This is a genomic window from Gluconobacter oxydans (assembly GCF_006539685.1).
Lineage (GTDB): Bacteria > Pseudomonadota > Alphaproteobacteria > Acetobacterales > Acetobacteraceae > Gluconobacter > Gluconobacter oxydans.
Window position 1 is genome coordinate 78,194 of sequence record NZ_BJNM01000002.1, and the last position, 20,199, is coordinate 98,392.

18 protein-coding genes are annotated in these 20,199 nt (G+C 63.4%); 6 read left to right on the forward strand and 12 right to left on the reverse strand.

Annotated elements, in window-relative coordinates; translation table 11 throughout:
* Positions 1-64: 64 nt before the first annotated feature.
* The 4 genes from GOX01_RS01285 to GOX01_RS01300 are packed head-to-tail and all read right to left on the reverse strand — an operon-like array spanning position 65 to position 6,793.
* Entirely contained in the window at positions 65-2,104 is a 2,040-nt protein-coding gene (locus GOX01_RS01285; RefSeq protein WP_062269804.1) for a DUF7408 domain-containing protein, read from the reverse strand.
* Positions 2,101-4,836, reverse strand: coding sequence for a DUF4159 domain-containing protein (locus GOX01_RS01290; RefSeq protein ID WP_062269806.1), 2,736 nt, complete (start codon positions 4,834-4,836; stop codon positions 2,101-2,103). Before GOX01_RS01290 ends, GOX01_RS01285 begins: the two co-directional genes overlap by 4 nt.
* The gene (locus GOX01_RS01295; protein WP_062269808.1) at positions 4,833-5,759 is read right to left on the reverse strand and encodes a DUF58 domain-containing protein; all 927 of its coding nucleotides are present in this window, start codon (positions 5,757-5,759) and stop codon (positions 4,833-4,835) included. The genes GOX01_RS01290 and GOX01_RS01295 overlap by 4 nt, the downstream gene beginning before the upstream one ends.
* Before the next feature lie 5 nt (positions 5,760-5,764).
* On the reverse strand, positions 5,765-6,793 hold the full coding sequence (locus GOX01_RS01300; protein ID WP_011251924.1) for an AAA family ATPase: 1,029 nt from the start codon (positions 6,791-6,793) through the stop codon (positions 5,765-5,767).
* Positions 6,794-6,948: 155 nt separating this feature from the next.
* Between GOX01_RS01300 and GOX01_RS01305 the strand changes: the two genes are divergently transcribed.
* The 3 genes from GOX01_RS01305 to GOX01_RS01315 are packed head-to-tail and all read left to right on the forward strand — an operon-like array spanning position 6,949 to position 10,472.
* Positions 6,949-7,485 (forward strand): DUF1285 domain-containing protein, encoded by a 537-nt coding sequence (locus GOX01_RS01305; protein ID WP_011251923.1) that lies wholly within the window; start codon positions 6,949-6,951, stop codon positions 7,483-7,485.
* On the forward strand, positions 7,482-8,672 hold the full coding sequence (locus GOX01_RS01310) for a CCA tRNA nucleotidyltransferase (RefSeq protein WP_062269810.1): 1,191 nt from the start codon (positions 7,482-7,484) through the stop codon (positions 8,670-8,672). The genes GOX01_RS01305 and GOX01_RS01310 overlap by 4 nt, the downstream gene beginning before the upstream one ends.
* A gap of 45 nt (positions 8,673-8,717) precedes the next feature.
* Positions 8,718-10,472, forward strand: a complete 1,755-nt coding sequence (locus tag GOX01_RS01315) for an ABC transporter ATP-binding protein (protein ID WP_024717235.1) — start codon at positions 8,718-8,720, stop codon at positions 10,470-10,472.
* Here GOX01_RS01315 and GOX01_RS01320 read toward each other — a convergent pair.
* The 6 genes from GOX01_RS01320 to GOX01_RS01345 form a co-directional block, all read right to left on the reverse strand.
* Positions 10,430-10,942, reverse strand: a complete 513-nt coding sequence (locus tag GOX01_RS01320; protein WP_011251920.1) for an RNA pyrophosphohydrolase — start codon at positions 10,940-10,942, stop codon at positions 10,430-10,432. The two genes, GOX01_RS01315 and GOX01_RS01320, sit on opposite strands and share 43 nt — an antisense overlap.
* Complete coding sequence (locus tag GOX01_RS01325) at positions 10,939-12,120, reverse strand: divergent polysaccharide deacetylase family protein (RefSeq protein ID WP_024717234.1); 1,182 nt, start codon at positions 12,118-12,120, stop codon at positions 10,939-10,941. Before GOX01_RS01325 ends, GOX01_RS01320 begins: the two co-directional genes overlap by 4 nt.
* A gap of 17 nt (positions 12,121-12,137) precedes the next feature.
* Complete coding sequence (locus GOX01_RS01330) at positions 12,138-13,595, reverse strand: S41 family peptidase (protein ID WP_011251918.1); 1,458 nt, start codon at positions 13,593-13,595, stop codon at positions 12,138-12,140.
* A 128-nt stretch (positions 13,596-13,723) separates the two neighbouring features.
* A complete protein-coding gene (locus tag GOX01_RS01335; protein ID WP_024717233.1) occupies positions 13,724-15,013 on the reverse strand; it encodes a murein hydrolase activator EnvC family protein in 1,290 nt (429 codons plus the stop codon).
* A complete protein-coding gene (gene gpmI / locus GOX01_RS01340) occupies positions 15,000-16,532 on the reverse strand; it encodes a 2,3-bisphosphoglycerate-independent phosphoglycerate mutase (RefSeq protein WP_011251916.1) in 1,533 nt (510 codons plus the stop codon). Before gpmI ends, GOX01_RS01335 begins: the two co-directional genes overlap by 14 nt.
* Before the next feature lie 117 nt (positions 16,533-16,649).
* Positions 16,650-16,841: a CsbD family protein gene (locus GOX01_RS01345; RefSeq protein WP_011251915.1), complete on the reverse strand. Its 192-nt coding sequence runs from the start codon at positions 16,839-16,841 to the stop codon at positions 16,650-16,652.
* Positions 16,842-16,990: 149 nt separating this feature from the next.
* Between GOX01_RS01345 and msrB the strand changes: the two genes are divergently transcribed.
* The 3 genes from msrB to GOX01_RS01360 all read left to right on the forward strand — a co-directional run bounded on the left by msrB (position 16,991) and on the right by GOX01_RS01360 (position 18,411).
* Positions 16,991-17,407, forward strand: a complete 417-nt coding sequence (gene msrB, locus GOX01_RS01350) for a peptide-methionine (R)-S-oxide reductase MsrB (RefSeq protein ID WP_011251914.1) — start codon at positions 16,991-16,993, stop codon at positions 17,405-17,407.
* A complete protein-coding gene (gene upp, locus GOX01_RS01355; RefSeq protein WP_011251913.1) occupies positions 17,404-18,042 on the forward strand; it encodes a uracil phosphoribosyltransferase in 639 nt (212 codons plus the stop codon). Before msrB ends, upp begins: the two co-directional genes overlap by 4 nt.
* A gap of 81 nt (positions 18,043-18,123) precedes the next feature.
* The gene (locus GOX01_RS01360; protein ID WP_062269812.1) at positions 18,124-18,411 is read left to right on the forward strand and encodes a DUF1330 domain-containing protein; all 288 of its coding nucleotides are present in this window, start codon (positions 18,124-18,126) and stop codon (positions 18,409-18,411) included.
* Positions 18,412-18,415: 4 nt separating this feature from the next.
* Here the strand turns inward: GOX01_RS01360 and GOX01_RS01365 are convergent, their stop codons facing one another.
* Entirely contained in the window at positions 18,416-19,642 is a 1,227-nt protein-coding gene (locus GOX01_RS01365; RefSeq protein ID WP_011251911.1) for a threonine ammonia-lyase, read from the reverse strand.
* Positions 19,642-20,115, reverse strand: coding sequence for a transcription elongation factor GreA (gene greA, locus GOX01_RS01370; RefSeq protein WP_011251910.1), 474 nt, complete (start codon positions 20,113-20,115; stop codon positions 19,642-19,644). The genes GOX01_RS01365 and greA overlap by 1 nt, the downstream gene beginning before the upstream one ends.
* Positions 20,116-20,199 lie beyond the last annotated feature (84 nt).

A 20,199-nucleotide genomic window follows, 5' to 3' on the forward strand; every position in this document is an offset into this window, starting at 1 on the left:
TGTGATCGATCGTCCTGTGCGAGTCTGCAGATGCCTCTCAGGCGTGCCGGAATGTGACATTTTTTCAATGACCTTCCCGCCACCAGCCGATTGCGAGGAAAATCAGCGCCGCAAGCAGGGGCGCCCAGGCGGGAACGAGGTCTTTCGTGCGTGTCTCACCCGCGACGGCGGCGGTCGTGACGGGCAGGCCCATCCAGTCCGAACCACTCATGGCCGAACCGGTGGGAACCTGTCGCAGATGCGGCGTGTGATCCGCGATCCAGGAGACCGACCCGCCGGAGGCTTTGGCACTGGCGCCCATGACGGTCGCGGTGGCGCGCAGGTCCTGCCGCTCGATCGGATCATGAGAGACCGGGCTGGCAAAGGCGACGAGACCATCCTGCCGGACGCTCCAGATTCCGGGCATCGTGGCGGGGGCCGTGGCGTGCCAGACGCCATTCGTCCGGGTCAGCGTCAGGGGCTGGCGCTTTCCGTCCGGGGCGGTCACGAAAGCTTCCGGCGAAACGGGCTGGCCGGCGGCATGACGTTCGATTTCAAGCTGTCCGTTTTCAATCCGGGCCGTGAGGCGGTTTTCCTCCAGGTCCGGTTCCTTCATCAGCCAGTGCGACAGGCGACGCAGAAGTTCGGCCTGCGGTCCGCCGCCACCTTCCCCCCGCGACCAGAGCCAGAGCTGGTCCGACAGCAGCATGGCCACGCGCCCCTGATCCACCCGGTCCAGCAGAAGAAGCGGCGCGCCATCGGGACCATGCATCAGGTCTTCGCCGTGTGACTGGTCCGGATGAAGGGCGCGATACCAGGGGCCCCAGTCTTCCGTCAGGCCCGCAGTCACAGGATGGGTCTTGCCGAGATCGGTCAGGGAAGGGCGGAAGGCGCGGGTGACGATTCCGTCCGTGCTGACATGCGCGGGGAGAACCTGCGCGAGGCTGGTGTCCTGAAGCGTACCGTCCTGTGTGAATTCCGGCCCTGCCGTTACCAGCAGGCCGCCGCCATTGCGCACGTAATCGGCGATATTGGTCAGGTACTCGTCAGGCAGAATGTTGCTGTTGCGAAAGCCGTCCAGAATGATGAGGTCGAAGCTGCGGATCTTTTCCTGAAACAGTTCGCGGATCGGGAACGGGATCAGCGCCAGATCCGACAGCGGTGTGCCGTCATCAGTGTTGGGGGAGCGCAGAATGGTGAAGTGCACGAGATCGACAGAGGGATCGGCCTTTAGCAGCCGGCGCCAGACGCGCTCGCCCTGATTGGGCACGCCGGAAACCAGAAGTACGCGCAGCCGGTCCCGGACACCACGGATACGCACGACTTCACTGTTGTTCTCGGTGGATGCTTCCCCGGCCAGAGGGGAAACGGACAGCCCAACCAGCGTTTCGCCGGGATGCTGGACCGGGAGCGTGATGTCCTGCGGCGTACCGGTCTGGATGGGGCGTGTCTGCGGCGGGGCGTCGCCGGAGCGGATCGTGAGAATGGCGTCCGAAGCGCTCGGGGCGCCCAGATCGTCCACCTGAACGCGGATCGTGGCGTTCTGCCCGACGATCGCATAGGGCGGCGTGCGCAGGATGCGCAGGCGCCGGTCCTGTTCCTCGCCATGTGCCGTCAGCAGAAGATGTAGCGGAAGCGTCTGGCCGTTTGCGCCATGAAAGCGGGGCGCCAGATGGGGTGGAACGTCATGATCCATGCCATCGGTCACGACGATGGCACCCGCGAAACGGCCCTGCGGCAGATCGGCGTGGTCGAGAGCCTCGAACAGGCGCGTTCCGTGACCGGTGCCGCCCGGCACATCGACGCGATGCAGCGTCAGGCCCGGAAGATGAGCCACGTCCTGCATGATCTGTTCGGCAGCATGGTCAGCGATGGCAGAGCGGTGGCCGACTTGCATGGAGGCAGAGCGGTCCACGACCAGAAGCGCATCCTGCGGCACGGGACGCAGCACCGGATGAAGCGAACGCGGTCCGGACAGCCAGCCCAGCAGGGCCAGCACAGCCAGCGCCCGCCAGAGCATGCCGCGCGCACCACGCAGTGCACCGTAAATTGCGCCCGCAACAGTCAGGACTGCCAGTGTTGCCAGAAGCCAGACCGGCAGCATGGGAGACAGGTCGAACATCATGGTGCGTCCTCCTCGTCAACGCTGTCGGGGCTGGTTGCGGCGGCTCCATTGTCGGGCGTGCCGAGGCGGCGAAGCATTTCCGGATACTGCGCCTGATCGTTCTTGTAGTTTCCGGTCAGGGCATACAGCACCATGTTCATGCCAAAACGATAGGCCTGCGTGCGCTGGTCCTCGCCACCGGGAATGACGGCGAAGGGATGGTTGCCCGAACCATCCACGGCCCAGGCATGCGCCCAGTCACCATTGCCGATGATGACCGGGCTGACGTCATCATTCGCCTCATCGCCATTACGCGCGACATAAACCGGCTGTCCGGCAACGCGGCCAGGAAAGCCGCTGTGCAGCAGATAGAAGGTGTGGGCCAGAACGTGCTTTTCCGTCAGCTTGGCGAGTGGCGGCACGACGAGACCATCCGTGACGCGCTGAAGCGCAGCCCGGGCCGCGGAACTGGTTCCAGAATCCGTATCGGTGCCCGCGCCCTGTTCGTCGATCAGCAGGATCCCACCATGATCCATAAACGCATTGAGGGCTTTCGTGCGCTCGGGGTCGGGCTGGGCATCGGGCGTGACCGGCCAGTACAGGAGCGGATAGAACGCCAGATCATCCTTGCCCGGAACGACGCCATCCGGATGGCCAAGCGTTGCGGAACTGCGTGCAGTCGTAAAATCGGAGAGGCCCTGAAGCCCCTCGCGGGAGACGGTATCGATATCGTCATGGCCCGTGATGACATAAGCCAGCCGTGTATCGAGCGCAGCCTGTGGCACAGTTGTCGGCAGGGGGGGCATCTGCGTCGGGGTCTGGGCATGGGCCACGGGCAAGATCAGCAGACAGGCCACGCCCAGAGCCCCCAGCAGCCCGCGACGCCGCAGGGACAGGATCAGGTCCAGCAGCAGAAGCAGCAGACCGGCCGTCATCAGCGCCGGGCCAAGCGGACGGTCCGTATGGGCGCCATCCGGTGAAATCCTGGTTCCGAGCAGGGCTTCTTCCTTCATTGTGGGGGCAGAGTCGGAAAGGTTCAGCGCATGCGTTCCATGGGCCGGGCCATAAAGTCCGGCGGGATGGGTGACGGAGACAGGCGTATGCGCCAGATCCGAGACGCGGATGGAGCGTGTGGCCTGTGGGGGCATGATGAGCCCACCGTCACTTCCGACAATACGCCAGGGTGCAAGTTCCGAAGGCCCACCGCCCGCAACGCCGGCCGAACGCTCGATCAGGCGCTCCAGCATGTCGGGGAACAGGCCGGACAGCGGCACATTGGACCAGTCGGGGGAGGCCGTGACATGGAACAGGACGATCTCGCCATTCCCTTCCGCCCGGGCGGTCACGAGAGGGGTGCCATCGCTCAGGGCCGCCCAGACATGATCCGTCAGGCCCGTTTCGGGCTTGGCCAGAACCTGCCGGGAGACGGTGACATCGGGCGGAATCGTCAAGTCGGAAAACGGCGAGGTCTCGGGGAAGGGCGCCAGTGTCTGCGGCTTGCCCCAGGACATGGGGCCGCCGAGCTGCCGCATCCCGCTCATGAGATGGACGGGCAGAAGCGCGTCTGACGTGGCGTCGGAAGCGGCACCCTGATCGGCGGCGAGTCCGGGACCGGCAAAGCGGACGAGCATGCCGCCATGACGGACCCAGTTCAGGACACGGCTGCGCGTCTGATCGCCGGAAAGCGCGCCATCAGTCGCGATCAGGACAGACAGGGGCGCACCTAGCAGGGCCGTTGCATCCCCGCTATGCAGGTCTGAAATCGGCTGCAAGGCGCGGTTCAGGAAGAACGCCGAGCCGACAAGCGGTGTGGCATCGCCGGGCGTCTGAAGAATGCCGACGGGGCGGCGATGATCGGCCTGTCCCATCAGATGCACGGCAGCGGGGCCGGTCGCGCCTTCCAGCGTCAGATGATCAAGCTGGTTCCGCAGGAGAGGCGGGAGCGAAATGGTCTGGTCCTGCCCGGTCCTGACGGGGTAGGCGGCGAGCGTTCCACCATTGGCATTGGCGGCATGGAGCGTCAGGGTCCGCGTGGGACAGGAGAGCGTGTCCACTCTGGCATGCAGGGCGCCGTCCTGACCGGTGGACGCGGCAAGACGCAGAATATCGCAGCCATTCCAGCGCATGTCCTGCACGGAACGGGCCTTTGCGAGCGCGTCATGCAGGGCATTGTCTCCGTCCGTCGCCAAGCCGTCCGACAGGATCATCACGCGCTGGCCAGACAGGTCCCGGTGCTGGAGCAGGGACGCCAGAGCCTGACGGTCCGTGGGCCAGGGCTGAGGCCGCAGGCGGGACAGATGTTCGGACAGGGCGTGCGCATCATGCGTCGTGAAGGCTTCGGGCATCGCGCCATCAGGCGCCCGTGCGGCGTGCAGGAGCGTTACGTCCTGACCATTGCGGATGGCGGTTTCACCAAGCGCCAGAGCCGCGGAAATACGCTCGTTCCAGTGCGGAATGGCTGCCCAGCCGTCATCGAGAACGAGTGTCAGTGGGCCGTTGCCGGTTTCGGCCTGATGCGGGGTCAGGACAGGCCGGGCCAGTCCGAAAATGACGAGGGCCACGGCGGCCATGCGCAGAAGCAGAAGCCAGAGCGGCGAACGGGCCGCATCCTCACGCCGGGCCGTCAGCCGGTTCAGGATGAGCAGGGACGGAAAGCGTTGATCCTGCGGGGCAGGCGGCGTGGCGCGGACCAGCCACCACAAGGCGGGCAGCGTAAGAAGACCAAGCAGCAGGAACGGGGCGAGAAGGATCATCGGCCGCCTCCCAATGCCATGTGAAGTGCCAGCAGGGCCGGAAGCGGGTTCTGCGACGTATCATGCATGATGCAGTCGGCATGGAGCGAGGCCGCACTCTGCTTCAGCGCTGCCAGATGGGCATTCATGGCCTGTTCATAGGCCGAGCCAAGGCTTTCCATCGCCGGAAGCGTCAGAACGCCGCCTTCCAGCCCTTCAAACCGGATTCGACCAGAGCGTTTCAGTTCCCGTTCCGCAGGATCGAGAATGCAGAGAAGATGGGTTCGCACGGGGCGGCTGGCGCAGGTCTTGAGAAATGCGTCGATCCGGTCTTCGTCCCACAGAAAATCGCTGATCACGACCAGATCGGAGCGGGCGGGAACGAGTGCCATGCGCGGAAATTCGGGTTCGTCCGCATCCGGATGCAGAAGGGAAGCGGCCAGCCGAGGCAGGACCTGTCGGCCAGCTAGCGCACGTCCTGCCTCGATCCCGGTCAGCAGCCCTGCCTGTTCGCCACCCCGCAGGGACGCGGACGCCAGCGCCAGCGTGCAAAGCTGCGCCCGCTCCGCCTTGGTGGACAGGGCATCGGATGAGCGCCACTGCATGGAGGGCGACGGGTCGCACCACAGCATCAGCGACTGGGCATTTTCCCGCTCGCGCTCACGGACCCAGAACGTGTCTTCGACCGGAGAGCGGGCAGACTGCCGCCAGTCGATGGACGTTGCAGGCTCGCCGGCGTGATAGGGGCGGAACTGCCAGAAATCCTCACCCGCGCCTGAACGCCTGCGGCCGTGAACACCGCTTTGCAGGCTCGCAGCAATCTTTTCGGCTTCAAGAACGAGCGCTGGCAGGGCGAGGCTTTCCGCCTGCACAACCGGAGCGCTGAAAGCGGCGCTCCGGTTGCGGCGGAAGAGACGGCGCAGAGTATCGGACGGACTTTTCACGGCGATCAGAGGAGGGCCTGTGCCTGCTTGCGGATCAGGGCTTCGCGATCTGTCCCCGATGCGCGCGCGCCAAAGCCCAGCCCGATACGATGGGACAGGACCGGGCTTGCGAGGGCCACGACGTCATCGAGGCTCGGCGCCAGACGGCCGTCGAGCAGTGCGCGGGCGCGGGTTGCGATCATCAGGGCCTGTGCCGCACGGGGGCCGGGACCGTAGGAGACGGCATCACGCACTTCCGGTGAGGCGGATGGATCTTCCGGACGCAGCGAGCGCGTCAGTGTCAGGATCGCATCCACGATCTGGTCACCAACCGGCAGACGGCGGACGAGATTCTGGGCCGCAAGAAGGCTTTCGGCATTCATCAGGGCAGAAGCCGTCGGCGTCGTGGCGCCCGTGGTCTGAAGCAGCATCTGACGTTCTGCATCCCGCCCCGGAAATCCGAGGCTGATCTGGAGCATGAAACGGTCGAGCTGGGCTTCGGGAAGCGGATAGGTGCCTTCCTGCTCGATCGGGTTCTGGGTTGCGAGAACGTGGAAAGGACGCGGAAGGGCATAGTCCTTGCCGCCCTGCGTCACGCGACGTTCCGCCATGGCCTGAAGGAGGGCGGACTGGGTACGCGGGCTGGCACGGTTGATTTCGTCGGCCAGAACGAGCTGACCGAAAATCGGGCCGGGCAGGAAGCGGAAGGCGCGGCGTCCGTCCGCATCCTGATCAAGAATTTCCGCACCCGTGATGTCCGACGGCATCAGGTCGGGCGTGAACTGGATGCGCGTGGCGTCCAGACCCAGCACGCGCGACGCTGTATTGACCAGAAGCGTCTTGCCCAGACCGGGTGCGCCCATCAGAAGCGCGTGACCACCGGACAGGATCGTGACAAGCACCTGTTCAATGACGCTGTCCTGGCCCAGAACAATCCCGCCAATGGCCTGACGGACATGACGGAGAACCGGGGCCAGACGGTCGGCTTCAGCCACGTCCGCCTCGCCCTGCAGGGTGCCGGCGGAAACGCCGGAAGAATATTGCTGCTCGCTCATGACGCCAGTCTGACAGGTGTGGGGGTTTCATCAAGGCTCGATTGCACCCAAGTTGGTGTGAGAAGAGAGTTTTTATGCAGTTGGAGGGAAAATTGAGCGATCATCAGTTCCGGCAGGCGGCCCGACCTGACGCCGCCCTGTCTCCAGATCCCCTGATGCCTCCGTCTTCCTTTCCCGGAACGCCTGGTACAGGTCCCCGGCTGCTGCCTTTTCTCATTCAGCGCGACGGCACCTGGCTCTACCGGGGCTCTGCGATCAAACGCAAAGCCATGCTGTGCATGTTCTCTTCGATGCTCACCCGCGATCCTGAGGGAACCTACTGGCTGAAAACGCCGATGGAACAGGGGATCATCCAGGTCGAGGATGTGCCATTCGTGGCGGTCGAGCTGGACTTCCGTGGCACCTGTGGCCGGCAGCAGAATCTCTGTTTCCGCACCAACATGGATGAGTTGATCTGTATCGGCCCTGAACATCCGCTCTCCTGTGACTGGGACCGCCCGTCGGACGAGTGCGCCAGCGTACCCTATGTCCATGTCCGTGACGGCGAGGGGGCTTTCCCCATCCTCGCGCGGGTGACCCGTGCGGTGCATTACGAACTCGCGGCCCTTGCGGTTCCCGGACATGTGAAGGGTGAGCCCTGTCTCGGTGTCTGGAGCCAGGACTGTTTCTTCCCGCTTTCGCGCCCTGCATGACGCAGAACTCCGGCCTGCTGGAGCGGCTGCCAGATCGTACGGGACTGGATCGCATCTGGTCGGTCCTGCCTGAGGCTCGCCTCGTCGGCGGATCGGTGCGCGATCTGCTCGCCGGTGTTGCTGTCCATGATCTGGATCTCGCGACTCCGGAACCGCCAGACGATGTGCAGCGCCGGCTGGAACAGGCCGGCATTCGCGTGATTCCCACCGGACTGGCGCATGGGACCGTCACGGCCTTGCTGGACAGTGTGCCCTACGAAATCACGACCCTGCGTCGGGACGAGGAAACGGACGGGCGCCACGCGATCGTGGCCTGGACGCAGGACTGGGCGGAAGACGCGGCCCGGCGGGACTTTACGATCAATGCCATGTCGCTGGACCGTCATGACCGGCTCCATGATTATTTCGGCGGCCGTGAGGATATTCAGAACCATCGGGTGCGGTTCGTTGGAGACGCCTCGCGCCGGATCGCGGAAGACGCGCTGAGAGCCCTTCGTTTCTTCCGGTTCGATGCGCGATACGGGCATGGCGTTCCTGACCGGAAGGCATGTCAGGCCGTCTCGGAGCAGCTTGGACTGATTGGCACGCTCTCGGCTGAACGGGTCGCCTCGGAGCTGCTGAGAATTCTGTCCGGCCCCCGCCTGAACGAAACGATCGGGGCAATGGCATCGGTCGGCCTGCTTCAGGTACTTCTGCCAGAGCCGGACCAGCATTTCCTGAACCGTCTGCTGGCCTGTGAGGCCCCGGTGTCTTCCCTGCTCAGGCTGTTTGCGCTGTGTCACCGGAACAGCCCCGAGCTGGCTGGGCGCCTGAAATTGTCCAACGCGGATGGCGCGAAGATCGAAGCCTGGGCGTCAGCTCAGCCGGCCTTGCATCCGGAACTGTCCGATGACGATCTGCGTCGTCTGCGGGTGCTACAGGATCTGGACCTGCTTGTAGAGCGGAGCTGGTTGCAGCAGGCCCGTCTTGTGGGCGCGCCTGACAGCGTGTGGGACCGGTTCCGTTCACGGTTGCAGGCCATGCCGCAGCCCGAATTCCCGCTATCGGGCAAGGATGCCATTGCACAGGGTGTCCGGCCAGGGCCGGGTATGGGGCAATGGCTGAAAACGGGGCGGGACTGGTGGATGGCACAGGGATGTCTGCCGGACCGGAGTGCGTGTCTGGCCTATCTTGCCACGCAGAAATGAAGCGGCGGTTTCGCCCTTTTCGCAAGGCCTGCTAAACCCCCCGATATGACGAAAACGACAGCTCTTGATACGGACAGCCGCGTCCTGATGAAACGCATCTGGCGTGAGGAAATGCGCCAGCATGTGGGACGGATCATTTCCGTCATTGTTCTGACGGTCCTGATGGCAGGGCTGACCGCGCTTTATCCCGCGGTCATCAAGCGGGCCGTGGACATGTTCGCGGCGCATGATTCCCGAATCCTCTATCAGGTGCCGGCTCTGGTCGTGATCGTGACTGGACTGAAAGCCGCGTCCCAGTACGGGCAGACGATCGCCGTGCAGGGACTGGTTCTGGCTGTAATCCGCGGGTTGCAGTCGCGCATGTTCGCCCATGCACTTCAGGCGGACGTCTCGACCATCGAAAAGGATGCCCCCGCCAAATGGGCCGCCCGTTTCACCACGGATGCCATTTCGATCCGCGAGGCCATGATCCGTGTGGTCAATGCGCTCGGTGATGCGGTGACGGTGGTGGGGCTCGTCATTTCCATGATCGTCACGGACTGGGAACTGAGCCTGATTGCGCTCGTGCTCTACCCGGTCGCGGCCGTACCCATCCAGAAGCTGGGCAAGAAAGTGCGCCGGGCCTCGGGCGGCATGCAGGAGCAGATCGGCGAGACCTCGGCCCTGCTCAACGAAAGTTTTGCCCTGGCCCGGCAGGTCCGCATCTACCGGATGGAAGAGCGGGAAAGCACGCGCGTCGATCACTCGCTGGATCTGCTGCACTCGGCCTTCCTGCGGATTGCCAAAGGGCGCGCGCGTGTCGATCCGGTTCTGGAGGTTCTGGGTGGTGCCGCTGTGGCTGCCGTGCTGGGCTTTGCGGGCTGGCGCGCGGCCCAGGGTGGTGCGACACTGGGGGACTTCACCGCCTTTATTGCCGCTCTCCTGACTGCCGCCCGGCCGATCCGGGCGCTGGGTTCACTCAATACGGCTCTTCAGGAAGGGCTGGCTGGTCTGTCGCGGGTTTTTGCCGTGATCGATGAACCCCCGGCTGTTGTGGAACGTCCGAACGCGAAATCCCTGCCGTCCGGAAAAGGACATCTGGCGTTTCAGCAGGCCAGCTATCGTTACGAGGATGGGAGGGTCGGTCTGCAGAACCTCACCTTCGAGGTTCAGCCTGGGAAAACCGTTGCGCTCGTAGGGCCGAGCGGTGCCGGAAAATCCACAGCACTTTCCCTGATCCCGCGTCTGCACGATGTCAGCGCGGGCAGCATCCGTCTTGAAGGCGTGGATCTGCGGGATCTGACCCTGTCCTCCCTTCGGGACGCCATTGCGTATGTCAGTCAGGATACGACCCTGTTTGACATGTCCGTGCTTGAAAATATCTGGATTGGGCGGCCTTCCGCATCCCGTAGCGAGGTCGAAAAGGCCTGTGCCATGGCGGCGGTCGATTTCCTCGATAATCTGCCGGCCGGTCTGGAAACCCGGGTCGGGCCGGGAGGACGCCGACTGTCCGGTGGCCAGCGTCAGCGCGTGGCTCTGGCCCGCGCCCTGCTTCGTAACCCGCGTATCCTGCTGCTGGATGAAGCGACGAGTGCGCTTGATTCCGAAAGCGAGGCGCGGGTGCAGAATGCTCTGGCAAACCTGCGTTCAGGCCGCACGACAGTGATCGTCGCGCACCGGCTTTCCACCGTGCAGGCTGCCGATCTGATCGTTGTGATGGATCAGGGGGCCGTTGCCGAAGCTGGCACCCATGCCGAACTTCTCCGCAAGGACGGCCTTTATGCGCGGCTGGTGCGGACCCAGTCCCTGGCAGCAGCCTGAAAAAGGGCTGCCAGTTCAGGAATCAGCTCGGCATAGAGGGCTTTCTTGAAGCCCAGATTGCGGTTCAGAACCGCCTGCGGGTCGACCCACTCCCAGGCGTCGAATTCGGGCGGGTCCTGAAGGTCCAGACGGATATCGGAATCCTGTCCTTCGTAACCCATCACGAACCATTTCTGGGTCTGCCCCCGGAAACGTCCCCCCAGGGCCTTTCCGATCAGGTCGGACGGCAGATCATAGGAAAGCCAGCCACTCCGTTCGGCCAGAATGCGCGCGTTCTGGGTTCCGATTTCTTCTCCCATTTCCCGCAGGGCAGCGACCTGTGGTGTCTCACCTTCATCAATACCGCCCTGTGGGCACTGCCAGACGTCCCCCGGAAGGTCTGTGCGCCGGGCGATGAACAGCTTGCCGTCACGGTTGAAGAGCGCAATTCCCACATTCGGGCGGTAGGGAAGGGTCATGGGATCGGTCATAGGGGCGCTACCGGATTGGAAGGTGAAAGATTGGCGGCCTGATCGTTGCTGATGCCGCTATCCGCGAAAGCCGATGGCGGTACAACGACGAAGTTCTGCGCGGCCGGGCCTTTAAGCCAGTTTGCGAGACGGTCGATCATGACAGGCGTGATCGGCCCGACCATCAGCAGGATCTTTGCCGGCTTTCCATCCTGAGGCAGCAGGGCAGCGAGACGGCTGTCCAGAGTGGCGGCGTCGGTATCCCCGTCGATCCAGGCAGTGGCCGTCATCCCGCGCGTGCGACGGCCATCCTGCGCGGAGCCTGCCAGATAGAGCAGGCCCTTGCTGCTGATGGCACTGGCAATCGGGGAGAAATCGGGCGAAGTCGCGTAGCCGCCGCCCGGCTGGTCGTCCCCGTTTTCAGACGCATCCGTCAGTCCTTCCGCGCCAGCGGCACGGGAGAGGCACCATTCCAGTTCGCGCTGATCGTCAGCAGCGGAGTTTCCATATCCCAGCGCATGTGGGCCTTCATCGACCCGTTCGGGATGGGCGCTCTGCATGGGAAGGGTGACATAGACTTCCCTGTGGCTGGCATGGGCCCGCGCAATGATGTCGCTGATATTGCTGACATAAGGCGAAATCCCAACTGCCACAGGCGCGGGAATACGCGAAAGAACGTCGTAGGTCAGGGCATCGGAATAGCCAAATCCCTGCAGCACGATTGCGATGGCGGTTTTGTCGGTCGGGAGGGGCGCTGATGCTTGTGGAGAAGGGGAAGCGGCAGAGGACACGACCGGTGGCAGGGCCTGTTGTGTCACAGCGGTCGAAGATCCCGCTGGTGAAGGCGGGACAGCCTTGGCGGGAATGGGGGTCGCCACTGTCGGTAACGCCATGTCAGCCGGCTTTGCCACAACCGGAGCGGCGGTGGCCTGCGCTCCAGCGGCTGCCACCGTTGTCTCTTTTGGTGCCGGAGTGGAAACAATGGAGGAATTGGCCGGGGAGGTGGGCTGCGCAGGCAGAGGCGGTTTCGACTGCGGAGTAACCTTGGCGAGAACAGCAGGTTTCTGCTGGTGCCACAGAAACGCCGCTGCGCCGGCTCCACCGGCCAGAAGAACGGCCCAGAACGCGATCAGAAGGCGTCCAATAACGGGAAGTCGTTGCCAGAGCCCTGGTCGGCTGGAGGCGGGACGGTTCTGCACGATCCGGGATGTCCTTGTCAGTGGTGGGCTTCAGGCGGTTTGGGGGCGGTCGGCGCGGCAGCCTTGACCTCTGTTGCCGGCGCGGTGGCCGGCGCAGGGTTTGAGAGGCCCGCCATGGCGTTGATCACCTTGATCGCCTGCTGAAGCTGGAAATCGGTTGCAGGCTTCGTGGCATCGAACGCGGGCCAGCTGGCATCCGGCATCTTCGGAATGGATTTTGCGATCGGCGGAATATCGGTGCGCGGCGTTTCGTTCGTCCGGTTGCCGCCGATATTCGTCAGGATATGGGACAGATCGGCCTCACGATAACCATACGCATCATCATCCTTGGTCTCGGCCACAGGGATATCGGGCGTGATGCCAAGTCCCTGAATGGAGCGGCCGGACGGCGTGTAATAACGCGCTGTCGTCAGACGTACGGCACCCTGGTCGCCAATGGGAATGAGGGTCTGGACCGAACCTTTGCCGAAGGTCTTTTCGCCAAGAATGATGGCACGGTGATGATCCTTCAAAGCGCCGGCCACGATTTCACTGGCCGAGGCCGAACCGCCATTCGTCAGGACGACGATCGGCAGGCCATTGGTGATGTCCGTGCCCTTGGCATCCCAGCGCTGGTTATTCTCGGCATGACGGCCACGGATCGAGACGATTTCACCGTCCTTGATGAAGTCGTCCGAAACGGCAATGGCCTGATCGAGCTTGCCCCCCGGATTGGAGCGCAGGTCAAGGATGATACCGGTCAGCTTGCCGCCCGACGCCTTGGTAGCCTGTGCCTTGAGCTTGTCGAACGCGGCATGCATGGCGCTTTCGAGATCATCATCGAACTCGGTCAGGCGGATATAACCCGTGCTGCCATACAGCGCGGACTTCACGATCTGGACGTGCACGATCTCACGCGTCATGTCGAAAGTGAGCGTCTTACCCGTCTTGGGGCGCACGATCGTCAGGCTGATTTTCGTGCCCGGATCACCACGCATCTTGCGGACGGCCTGATCAAGCGTCAGGTCATCAATGCTCTTGTGGTCCACCATCGTGATAAAGTCGCCGGGCTGGATGCCAGCGCGTGCGGCCGGGGTTCCGTCGATCGGGGAGACCACGCGGACATGTCCGGATTCACCCTGAACCTGAAGGCCCAGACCGCCGAACTTGCCCGAGATCTCGGTCTGCATGTCGTGGAACTGGGCCGCCGTCATGTAGGACGAATGGGGATCGAGATTGCCCACCATCCCGTCAAGCGCGTTATTGATCAGGTCCTTGTCGGAGACGGGGTGGACATATTCCGCCTTCACCACGTCCATGACCGTTCCCAGCAGCGTCAGCAGACGGACGGTTTCCGCGCTGTTGTCATGGGAGATTTCACGGGCGAGGGCTGCACCCGGAAAGTCGCCGGAGCCAGCAAGACGCAGGGCTCCCGGTCCGACGGCCAGTCCGGCCAGAAAGGCGGTGCCCAGCAACAGGCCACTGCGAAACTTCATGTGATCTCCATCCTCGGGAACGAAGGAACGTACTGACCGTCGTCGCCTCGGAGGCAGACTAGGCCGGTTCGGGTTGCCAAATTATTAAGAAACGATCCTACAAGGTCAGACGCGCTCGGCAAACCGGATCAGAGGAAAGGAGCGGGACTGACAACCTGCGTACCATGCCGGAGCTGGACAAAAAGCATTCCGTCGGAAGCAGGCATCTGGCCCAGTGTGGCAGCTTTCCTGATGCTTTGGCCACCCGAAACATTCAGCTGTCCCAGTCCGGAAAGCACGAAGCGGTAATTCCGCCCGCAGTCCAGGATCAGCATCTGTCCGAAGGAGCGAAAGGGGCCGGCAAATTCGACTCGGCCCGTGCAGGGGGCCTGTACGGGTGCGGAAGAGAGGGCGGCGTAGGTGATGCCGGTTGCGGGGCCGGCTTCGGTCGTCTGGCCCCAGCGGACGGCAACACGGCCTGAGACGGGGGCGTGACCACTGCCGCTGGAAACGCCCTGTCCGGCCGAAGAGAGCGCTTGGGCCTGCGACCGTGCATGGCGGGCGCGTTCGAGCTGGTGCTGACGTGTCAGGGCGGCGGCTTCCTTTTCCAGCTCGGCGCGGGCCTCGGCTTCCTGCCGGACAAGCGCGTCGATTTCAGCGGACAGATCCGCTGCGGCCTGCATGGCGTCGGCCACGGCCTTGCGGGCCTTCTGGGCGCCCTGATCCGCGACGGCTTCCTGCCGTGCCGCAATTCGGGTCCGGGCTGCGGCCGCATTGCGCTCGCGGGTCTGCTGCGCGAGGAGATCTGCTAGTTCTTTTTGCCGGTTGTCCAGATCAATGCCGATTGCATGCAGTTCGTCTTCGCGCGACTGAAGCGCCTGGGCACGTTGCTGCGTCAGGCGGGAGAAGCCACCGAGGACGGAGAGCGCGGTGACGCTTTCCGACGCTGTTTCCGGAGAGGCCAGCAGTGCGGCATCCGGTGCGATGGACAGGCGTGCTGCGACGGGAAGCAGCGGTTGCAGGGCGGCATTCTGCTGGCGGATATCCGCTTCGACAGCCGTCCGCTTGTCCATCAGTTCCGCAATACTGGCCTTGAGTGCAAGAATGCGGCTCTGGGTCGTATCTACGGCGGACTGGGCCGTGTGGGTCTGGGCCGTGAAGGCGAGGGTGCGTGCACTGTCCTGCCGCGCCTTTGCTTCGGCTTGTGCCGAGGCAATCTGTTTTGCCTTCAGGGCTGCTGCTTCATCCGCCTGCCGTTTTTCCAGAGCGCGTCGCGCGGCCTGGGCGCGGGCGAGGGCTTTCTGGCCCTCGCTGGGCGCGGTGGCCGCCGGTTTTCCCGTATGTTGGAGGTGATGATGAGACGCATGCCGTGCTGTCGCCCAGGCAGGCGACAGGAGCAGGGCGAGCGGCAGGAGATATCGCGGATCAGGCGCTTTCAAGCAGAGAGACACCCGTCATAGCATCAGGCTGTTTCACGCCCATCAGCGCCAGCATGGTCGGTGCCAGATCGGCCAGACGGCCGTCATGGATGGTCTCCCCCCTGGCATGCGCCAGGATGACGGGCACCACGTTGAGCGTGTGGGACGTGTGTGCGCCCCCCGTCACGGGGTCTCGCATGGTTTCGCAGTTGCCGTGATCGGCGGTGACGAGCAGAACGCCGCCTGCTTTGACGATGGCATCATTGATGCGGCCCAGCCCCTGATCGACGGTCTCGCAGGCCTTGATGGCGGCGGACAGGGAGCCGGTGTGACCGACCATGTCCGGATTGGCGAAGTTCAGGACGATCATGTCGAATTTGCCGCTTTCGATGGCAGCGACGGCCTTGTCCGTCAGTTCGGGGGCGGACATTTCGGGCTGAAGATCGTAGGTCGCAACCTTGGGGGAGGGGACCAGAATGCGCTCTTCACCGTCGAACTGGACTTCGCGGCCACCGTTCAGGAAGTAGGTGACGTGCGGATATTTCTCCGTTTCGGCCATGCGGAGCTGGGTCCGGCCGGCCTTGGCGACCACGTCTCCAAGCAGGTCATCGAGCGGCACCTTGGGGAACAGGATGCTCATGTAAGGTGCCAGATGGTCGGAATAGCGCGACATGCCGCAGACGGCTGCGAATTTCACCTTCCGGCCACTGTCATACTCCGTGAAATCCGGCAGGACGAGGACGTCGAGCAGCTGGCGGATGCGGTCTGCGCGGAAATTACAGGCCAGAATACCGTCTCCGTCCTTCATGCCGGCGTAATCGCCCAGAACGGTGGGAAGAACGAATTCGTCTCCCTTGTCGCTGGCGTAGCTGGCCTGAAGGGCCGAGAGCGCATCCTTCGCGTGGGGACCTTTCGCGTCCCGGATGGCCTCGACGGCGAGGGCGACGCGCTCCCAGCGGCGATCGCGATCCATGGCGTAATAGCGGCCGCTCAGCGTTGCGATCTGCACGCTGTCAGGCAGCTCCTTCAGGAATTTCCCGATGAAGTCCTCACCCGAGCGCGGCGCCGTATCGCGACCATCGCTGAAGATGTGAACGGCCACGGGCACACCCGCTGCGCTGACGATTTTTGTCAGGGCGACCACATGATCCTGATGGGCATGCACACCACCGGGCGAGATCAGGCCCATGAGGTGGCAGGTTCCGCCAGACGCCTTCAGAGCAGCGATGAACTCCAGAAGTGCGGGGTTCTGTGCCAGGGAGCCGTCCCGGGCGCTGCGGGAGATGCGGGGGAGTTCCTGCATTACGACACGGCCGGCGCCGATATTCAGATGTCCGACTTCGGAATTGCCCATCTGCCCGTCCGGCAGGCCGACATCCTCGCCCGAGGTTTTCAGGAAGGCGTGGGGGCTTGTGGCCCAGAGGGTGTCGAAGGTCGGAGTGTTTGCGAGACGGACCGCATTGTCGGACTCATCCTCGCGCCAGCCGAAGCCGTCGAGAATGACGAGCATGACGGGGCGGGGTGTCGAAGATGCGGACATGGGATGTCTCCTGCAGGAAAGGAGGAATGGGACTGTTGTCCATCATGCCATCATTCCCCACAAATGCGAACGCCCGCCATGACGGCGGGCGTTGCATTGTGATCGGGGGGACAGGCTTCAGAGCTTGTCGATGCCGCTCTTGACCGCATTCTTGGCGTCGCCCGTGGTCTTCTGGACCTTGCCCTTGAGGTTCTGGGCCACGCCTTCGCCTTCAAGTTCCTTGTCGTTCGTCATGTGACCGACTTCTTCCTTGACCTTGCCGGTCACCTGATTGGCAACGCCCTTGATCTTGTCTTCGATGGAACTCATGACCGGATCCTTCCGTCTTGATGTTGTGCAATCCCTAACGGGCGTCTTCGTGTCGGGTTGCGTCATGACAGCTTAAGATGCGTGACAAAATACGGCCGCGCTTTCATACATCGTCAGAAGACGCCTTTCAGATTTTCCGGAGAACCAGCATGACCCAGAGTTGCGGCCCGAACGGGCAGACCGGTGGCGGTTGCGGTGTTGGCCTGACACCGGAACAGCGGCGTATCCTTCACGAACACGGAACGGAACGACCCGGCTCCAGTCCCCTCAATGATGAGAAGCGCGCGGGGATTTATGCCTGTGCGGCCTGCGGGCGCCCGCTTTTTGCTTCGGAAACGAAATATGATAGCGGCAGTGGCTGGCCCTCGTTCTTCCAGGCTCTGCCGGATGGCGTCGAAACCACGCAGGACAGCCGCTATGGCATGGTCCGCACCGAAGTCCACTGCGCGAACTGCAAGGGCCATCTGGGGCACGTCTTTCCCGATGGTCCGCCGCCTACGGGACTTCGTTACTGCATGAACGGTCTGGCGCTCGATTTCCGCCCGGCCGAAGGAGAAAAAGCATGAGTCAGGCGCTGCCGCCTATCGTCCTCGACCACCCGCTGGTGCGCCACAAGCTGACCCGTCTGCGTGACCATAATACGTCCACAGCCGGTTTCCGCCGCCTGACGCGCGAACTGAGCCTGCTGCTGGCCTACGAAGCCACGCGCAATCTGTCGCTGGCGCCGCGGCATATCGAGGCGCCGAGCGGCCCGATGGAAGGCGAGGAACTGGACGGCAAGAAGCTGTGTTTCGTTTCCATCCTGCGCGCCGGTAATGGTCTGCTGGATGGCATGCTGGATCTGGTGCCGTCCGCGCGTGTCGGCCATATCGGTCTGCGCCGCGATCACGAGACGCTGGAAGTCAGCGAATACTATTTCAACATGCCCAGCGATGTTCCGGGACGGACCTGCATCGTGCTCGATCCGATGCTGGCAACAGGGCACTCCGCCGCTGCTGCGCTGACGCGCGTGAAGGCTGCCGGTGCGACGAACCCGATCTTCGCCTGCCTGCTGGCAGTTCCCGAGGGCATTGCCCACATGGCGGAACTGCATCCGGATGTGCAGATCGTGACCTGTTCGATCGACAGTCATCTGGACGAGCACGGCTATATCGTTCCGGGCCTCGGCGATGCGGGTGACCGTCTGTTCGGTACGCGCTGAGGCTTTGGCACACGCTCTTGTGTGCTGAAACTTCCGCGGTTTTGTGGCGGGTATGGAGGCTCATCCAGAAGGGAGCGTTCCATGCCTGCCTATGCTGTATTCATTCGTGAAAAGCTGACCGACCCGGCCGAATTCCAGAAATATTCGGAAGTGGTGGGTGAGACCTTCAAGGGTTTTCCAGCCAAGATCCTCGCTGCTTACGGCAAGCAGGAGAAACTTGAAGGCACCGAGCCTGATGGTGTCGTGATCATCGAGTTTCCGGACGCGGCCTCGGCCCGGGCCTGGTATGTAAGCCCGGCCTATCAGCAGGCCGCCGCGCATCGCTGGAAGGCCGGGCCCTATAACGTCGTTATCGTGGACGGTCTCTGAAAATTCAGTCGCGCCGGACGATGTAATGCCGTGCCAGATCGGTCTCGATCTGGTGGGCATGTTCGGTGTCGCGGGCTTCCACCATCACCAGCAGTTCGGCCGTCTGAACGGACGGGGAGGCGAACAGGCGGTGATGGGAGACTTCGATGATGTTTCCGCCATAATTGCCGATGCGGGCCGAAATATCCGCCAGCATGCCTGGACGGTCGGGGATCTGGAAGATCAGCCGCAGGATCCGTCCGTCCCGGAGAAGGGAGCGCAGGATTGTGTTGGCAAGGATACGGGCGTTGATGTTGCCGCCAGACAGGGGCAGGGCAACGCGGCGTCCCTTGAACAGCTCCGGATAGGCCAGAACTGCAGCAAGGCCCGTGGCGCCCGCACCTTCACAGACCTGCTTGGCCTTTTCAGCCAGCGTCGTGATGGAGCTTTCGACCTGAAGCTCGCTGACAACGAGGATCTTCGAGATCTTGTTGCGAAAGGCGTTCAGGCAGTGATCGCCGAGCCTTGTGACGGCGATACCTTCCGCGATGGTTGAGCCGCCCTGAGTCGGGCCGTCTTCCTGCGGGTAGTTTGACAGCGAGGCATAGGCCTCGACCTGTACCCCAATGACCTCGACATCCGGACGCAGCGCCGCCATGACGGTCGCAAACCCACCGATCAGGCCACCGCCGCCCACGGGCACGACGACCGTATCGATGTCCGGAGCATCTTCCAGAAGCTCCAGCGCCGCAGTGCCCTGACCGGCGATGACGGCCGGATCATTGAACGGGTGGACGAGAACGCGGCCGTCCTGCTTCTGGAGCTCGGCAGCGGTCTCGCTGGCCTGTGCGAAATCGTCCCCTGCGAGCACGACATTCGCGCCCCAGGCCTGCGTTGCCGCGACCTTGGTGGCCGGCGTGAAGCGCGGCATGACGATGGTCGCATCAATACCAAGAAGACTGGCCTGACGGGCCACACCCTGTGCGTGGTTGCCTGCCGAGACGGTAATGACGCCGCGCGCCCGCTCTTCCGGCGTCAGGAGGGCCATCTTGTTGGCCGCTCCGCGCTCCTTGAAGGAGCCGATCGCCTGAAGGTTTTCGAGCTTGAGCGTAATCTCCGCGCCTGTCAGCCGGGAAAGGGCCGGGCAGGCGATGGTCGGCGTGCGGACCACCGTGGACGCGATGCGCTCATGGGCGCTCTCGATGTCCGCGATGGTCACGACAGGGGTGGTGGACGTCAGGACGTCAGACATCAGCGATATGTGACCTTGAGGATTTCATAGGTCCGGTCTCCGCCAGGGGCGGGAACGGAAACGGAGTCACCGACATCCTTGCCGATCAGGGCCTTGGCCAGAGGCGAGGAAATCGAGATCAGGCCCTGCTTGATGTCGGCCTCATGAACGCCAACGATCTGGTACAGGGCTTCCTTGTCGGTCTCTTCGTCGACGAGTTCGATATGCGCGCCAAAACGGACGCGCGTTCCGGTCAGCGTCGAAGGGTCAATCACCTCGGCATTGGAGATGATGCCTTCCAGCTCCAGAACGCGGCCTTCGATGAAGGACTGGCGGTCACGGGCGGCGTGGTACTCGGCGTTTTCGGACAGGTCACCATGTTCGCGGGCTTCTGCAATGGCACGGATGACGGCCGGGCGGTCAACGCTCTTGAGGGTCCGCAGCTCGTCTTCGAGACGCTGCTGTCCCTTCGCGGTCATGGGGATCTTCTGCACTCTGAAATCCTCGAAAAAGCGTGACTGAAATTATGATGAAGCCAGACAACCTAGGGTTTGCCGGGGTTTTTTGCAAGGTGGGGC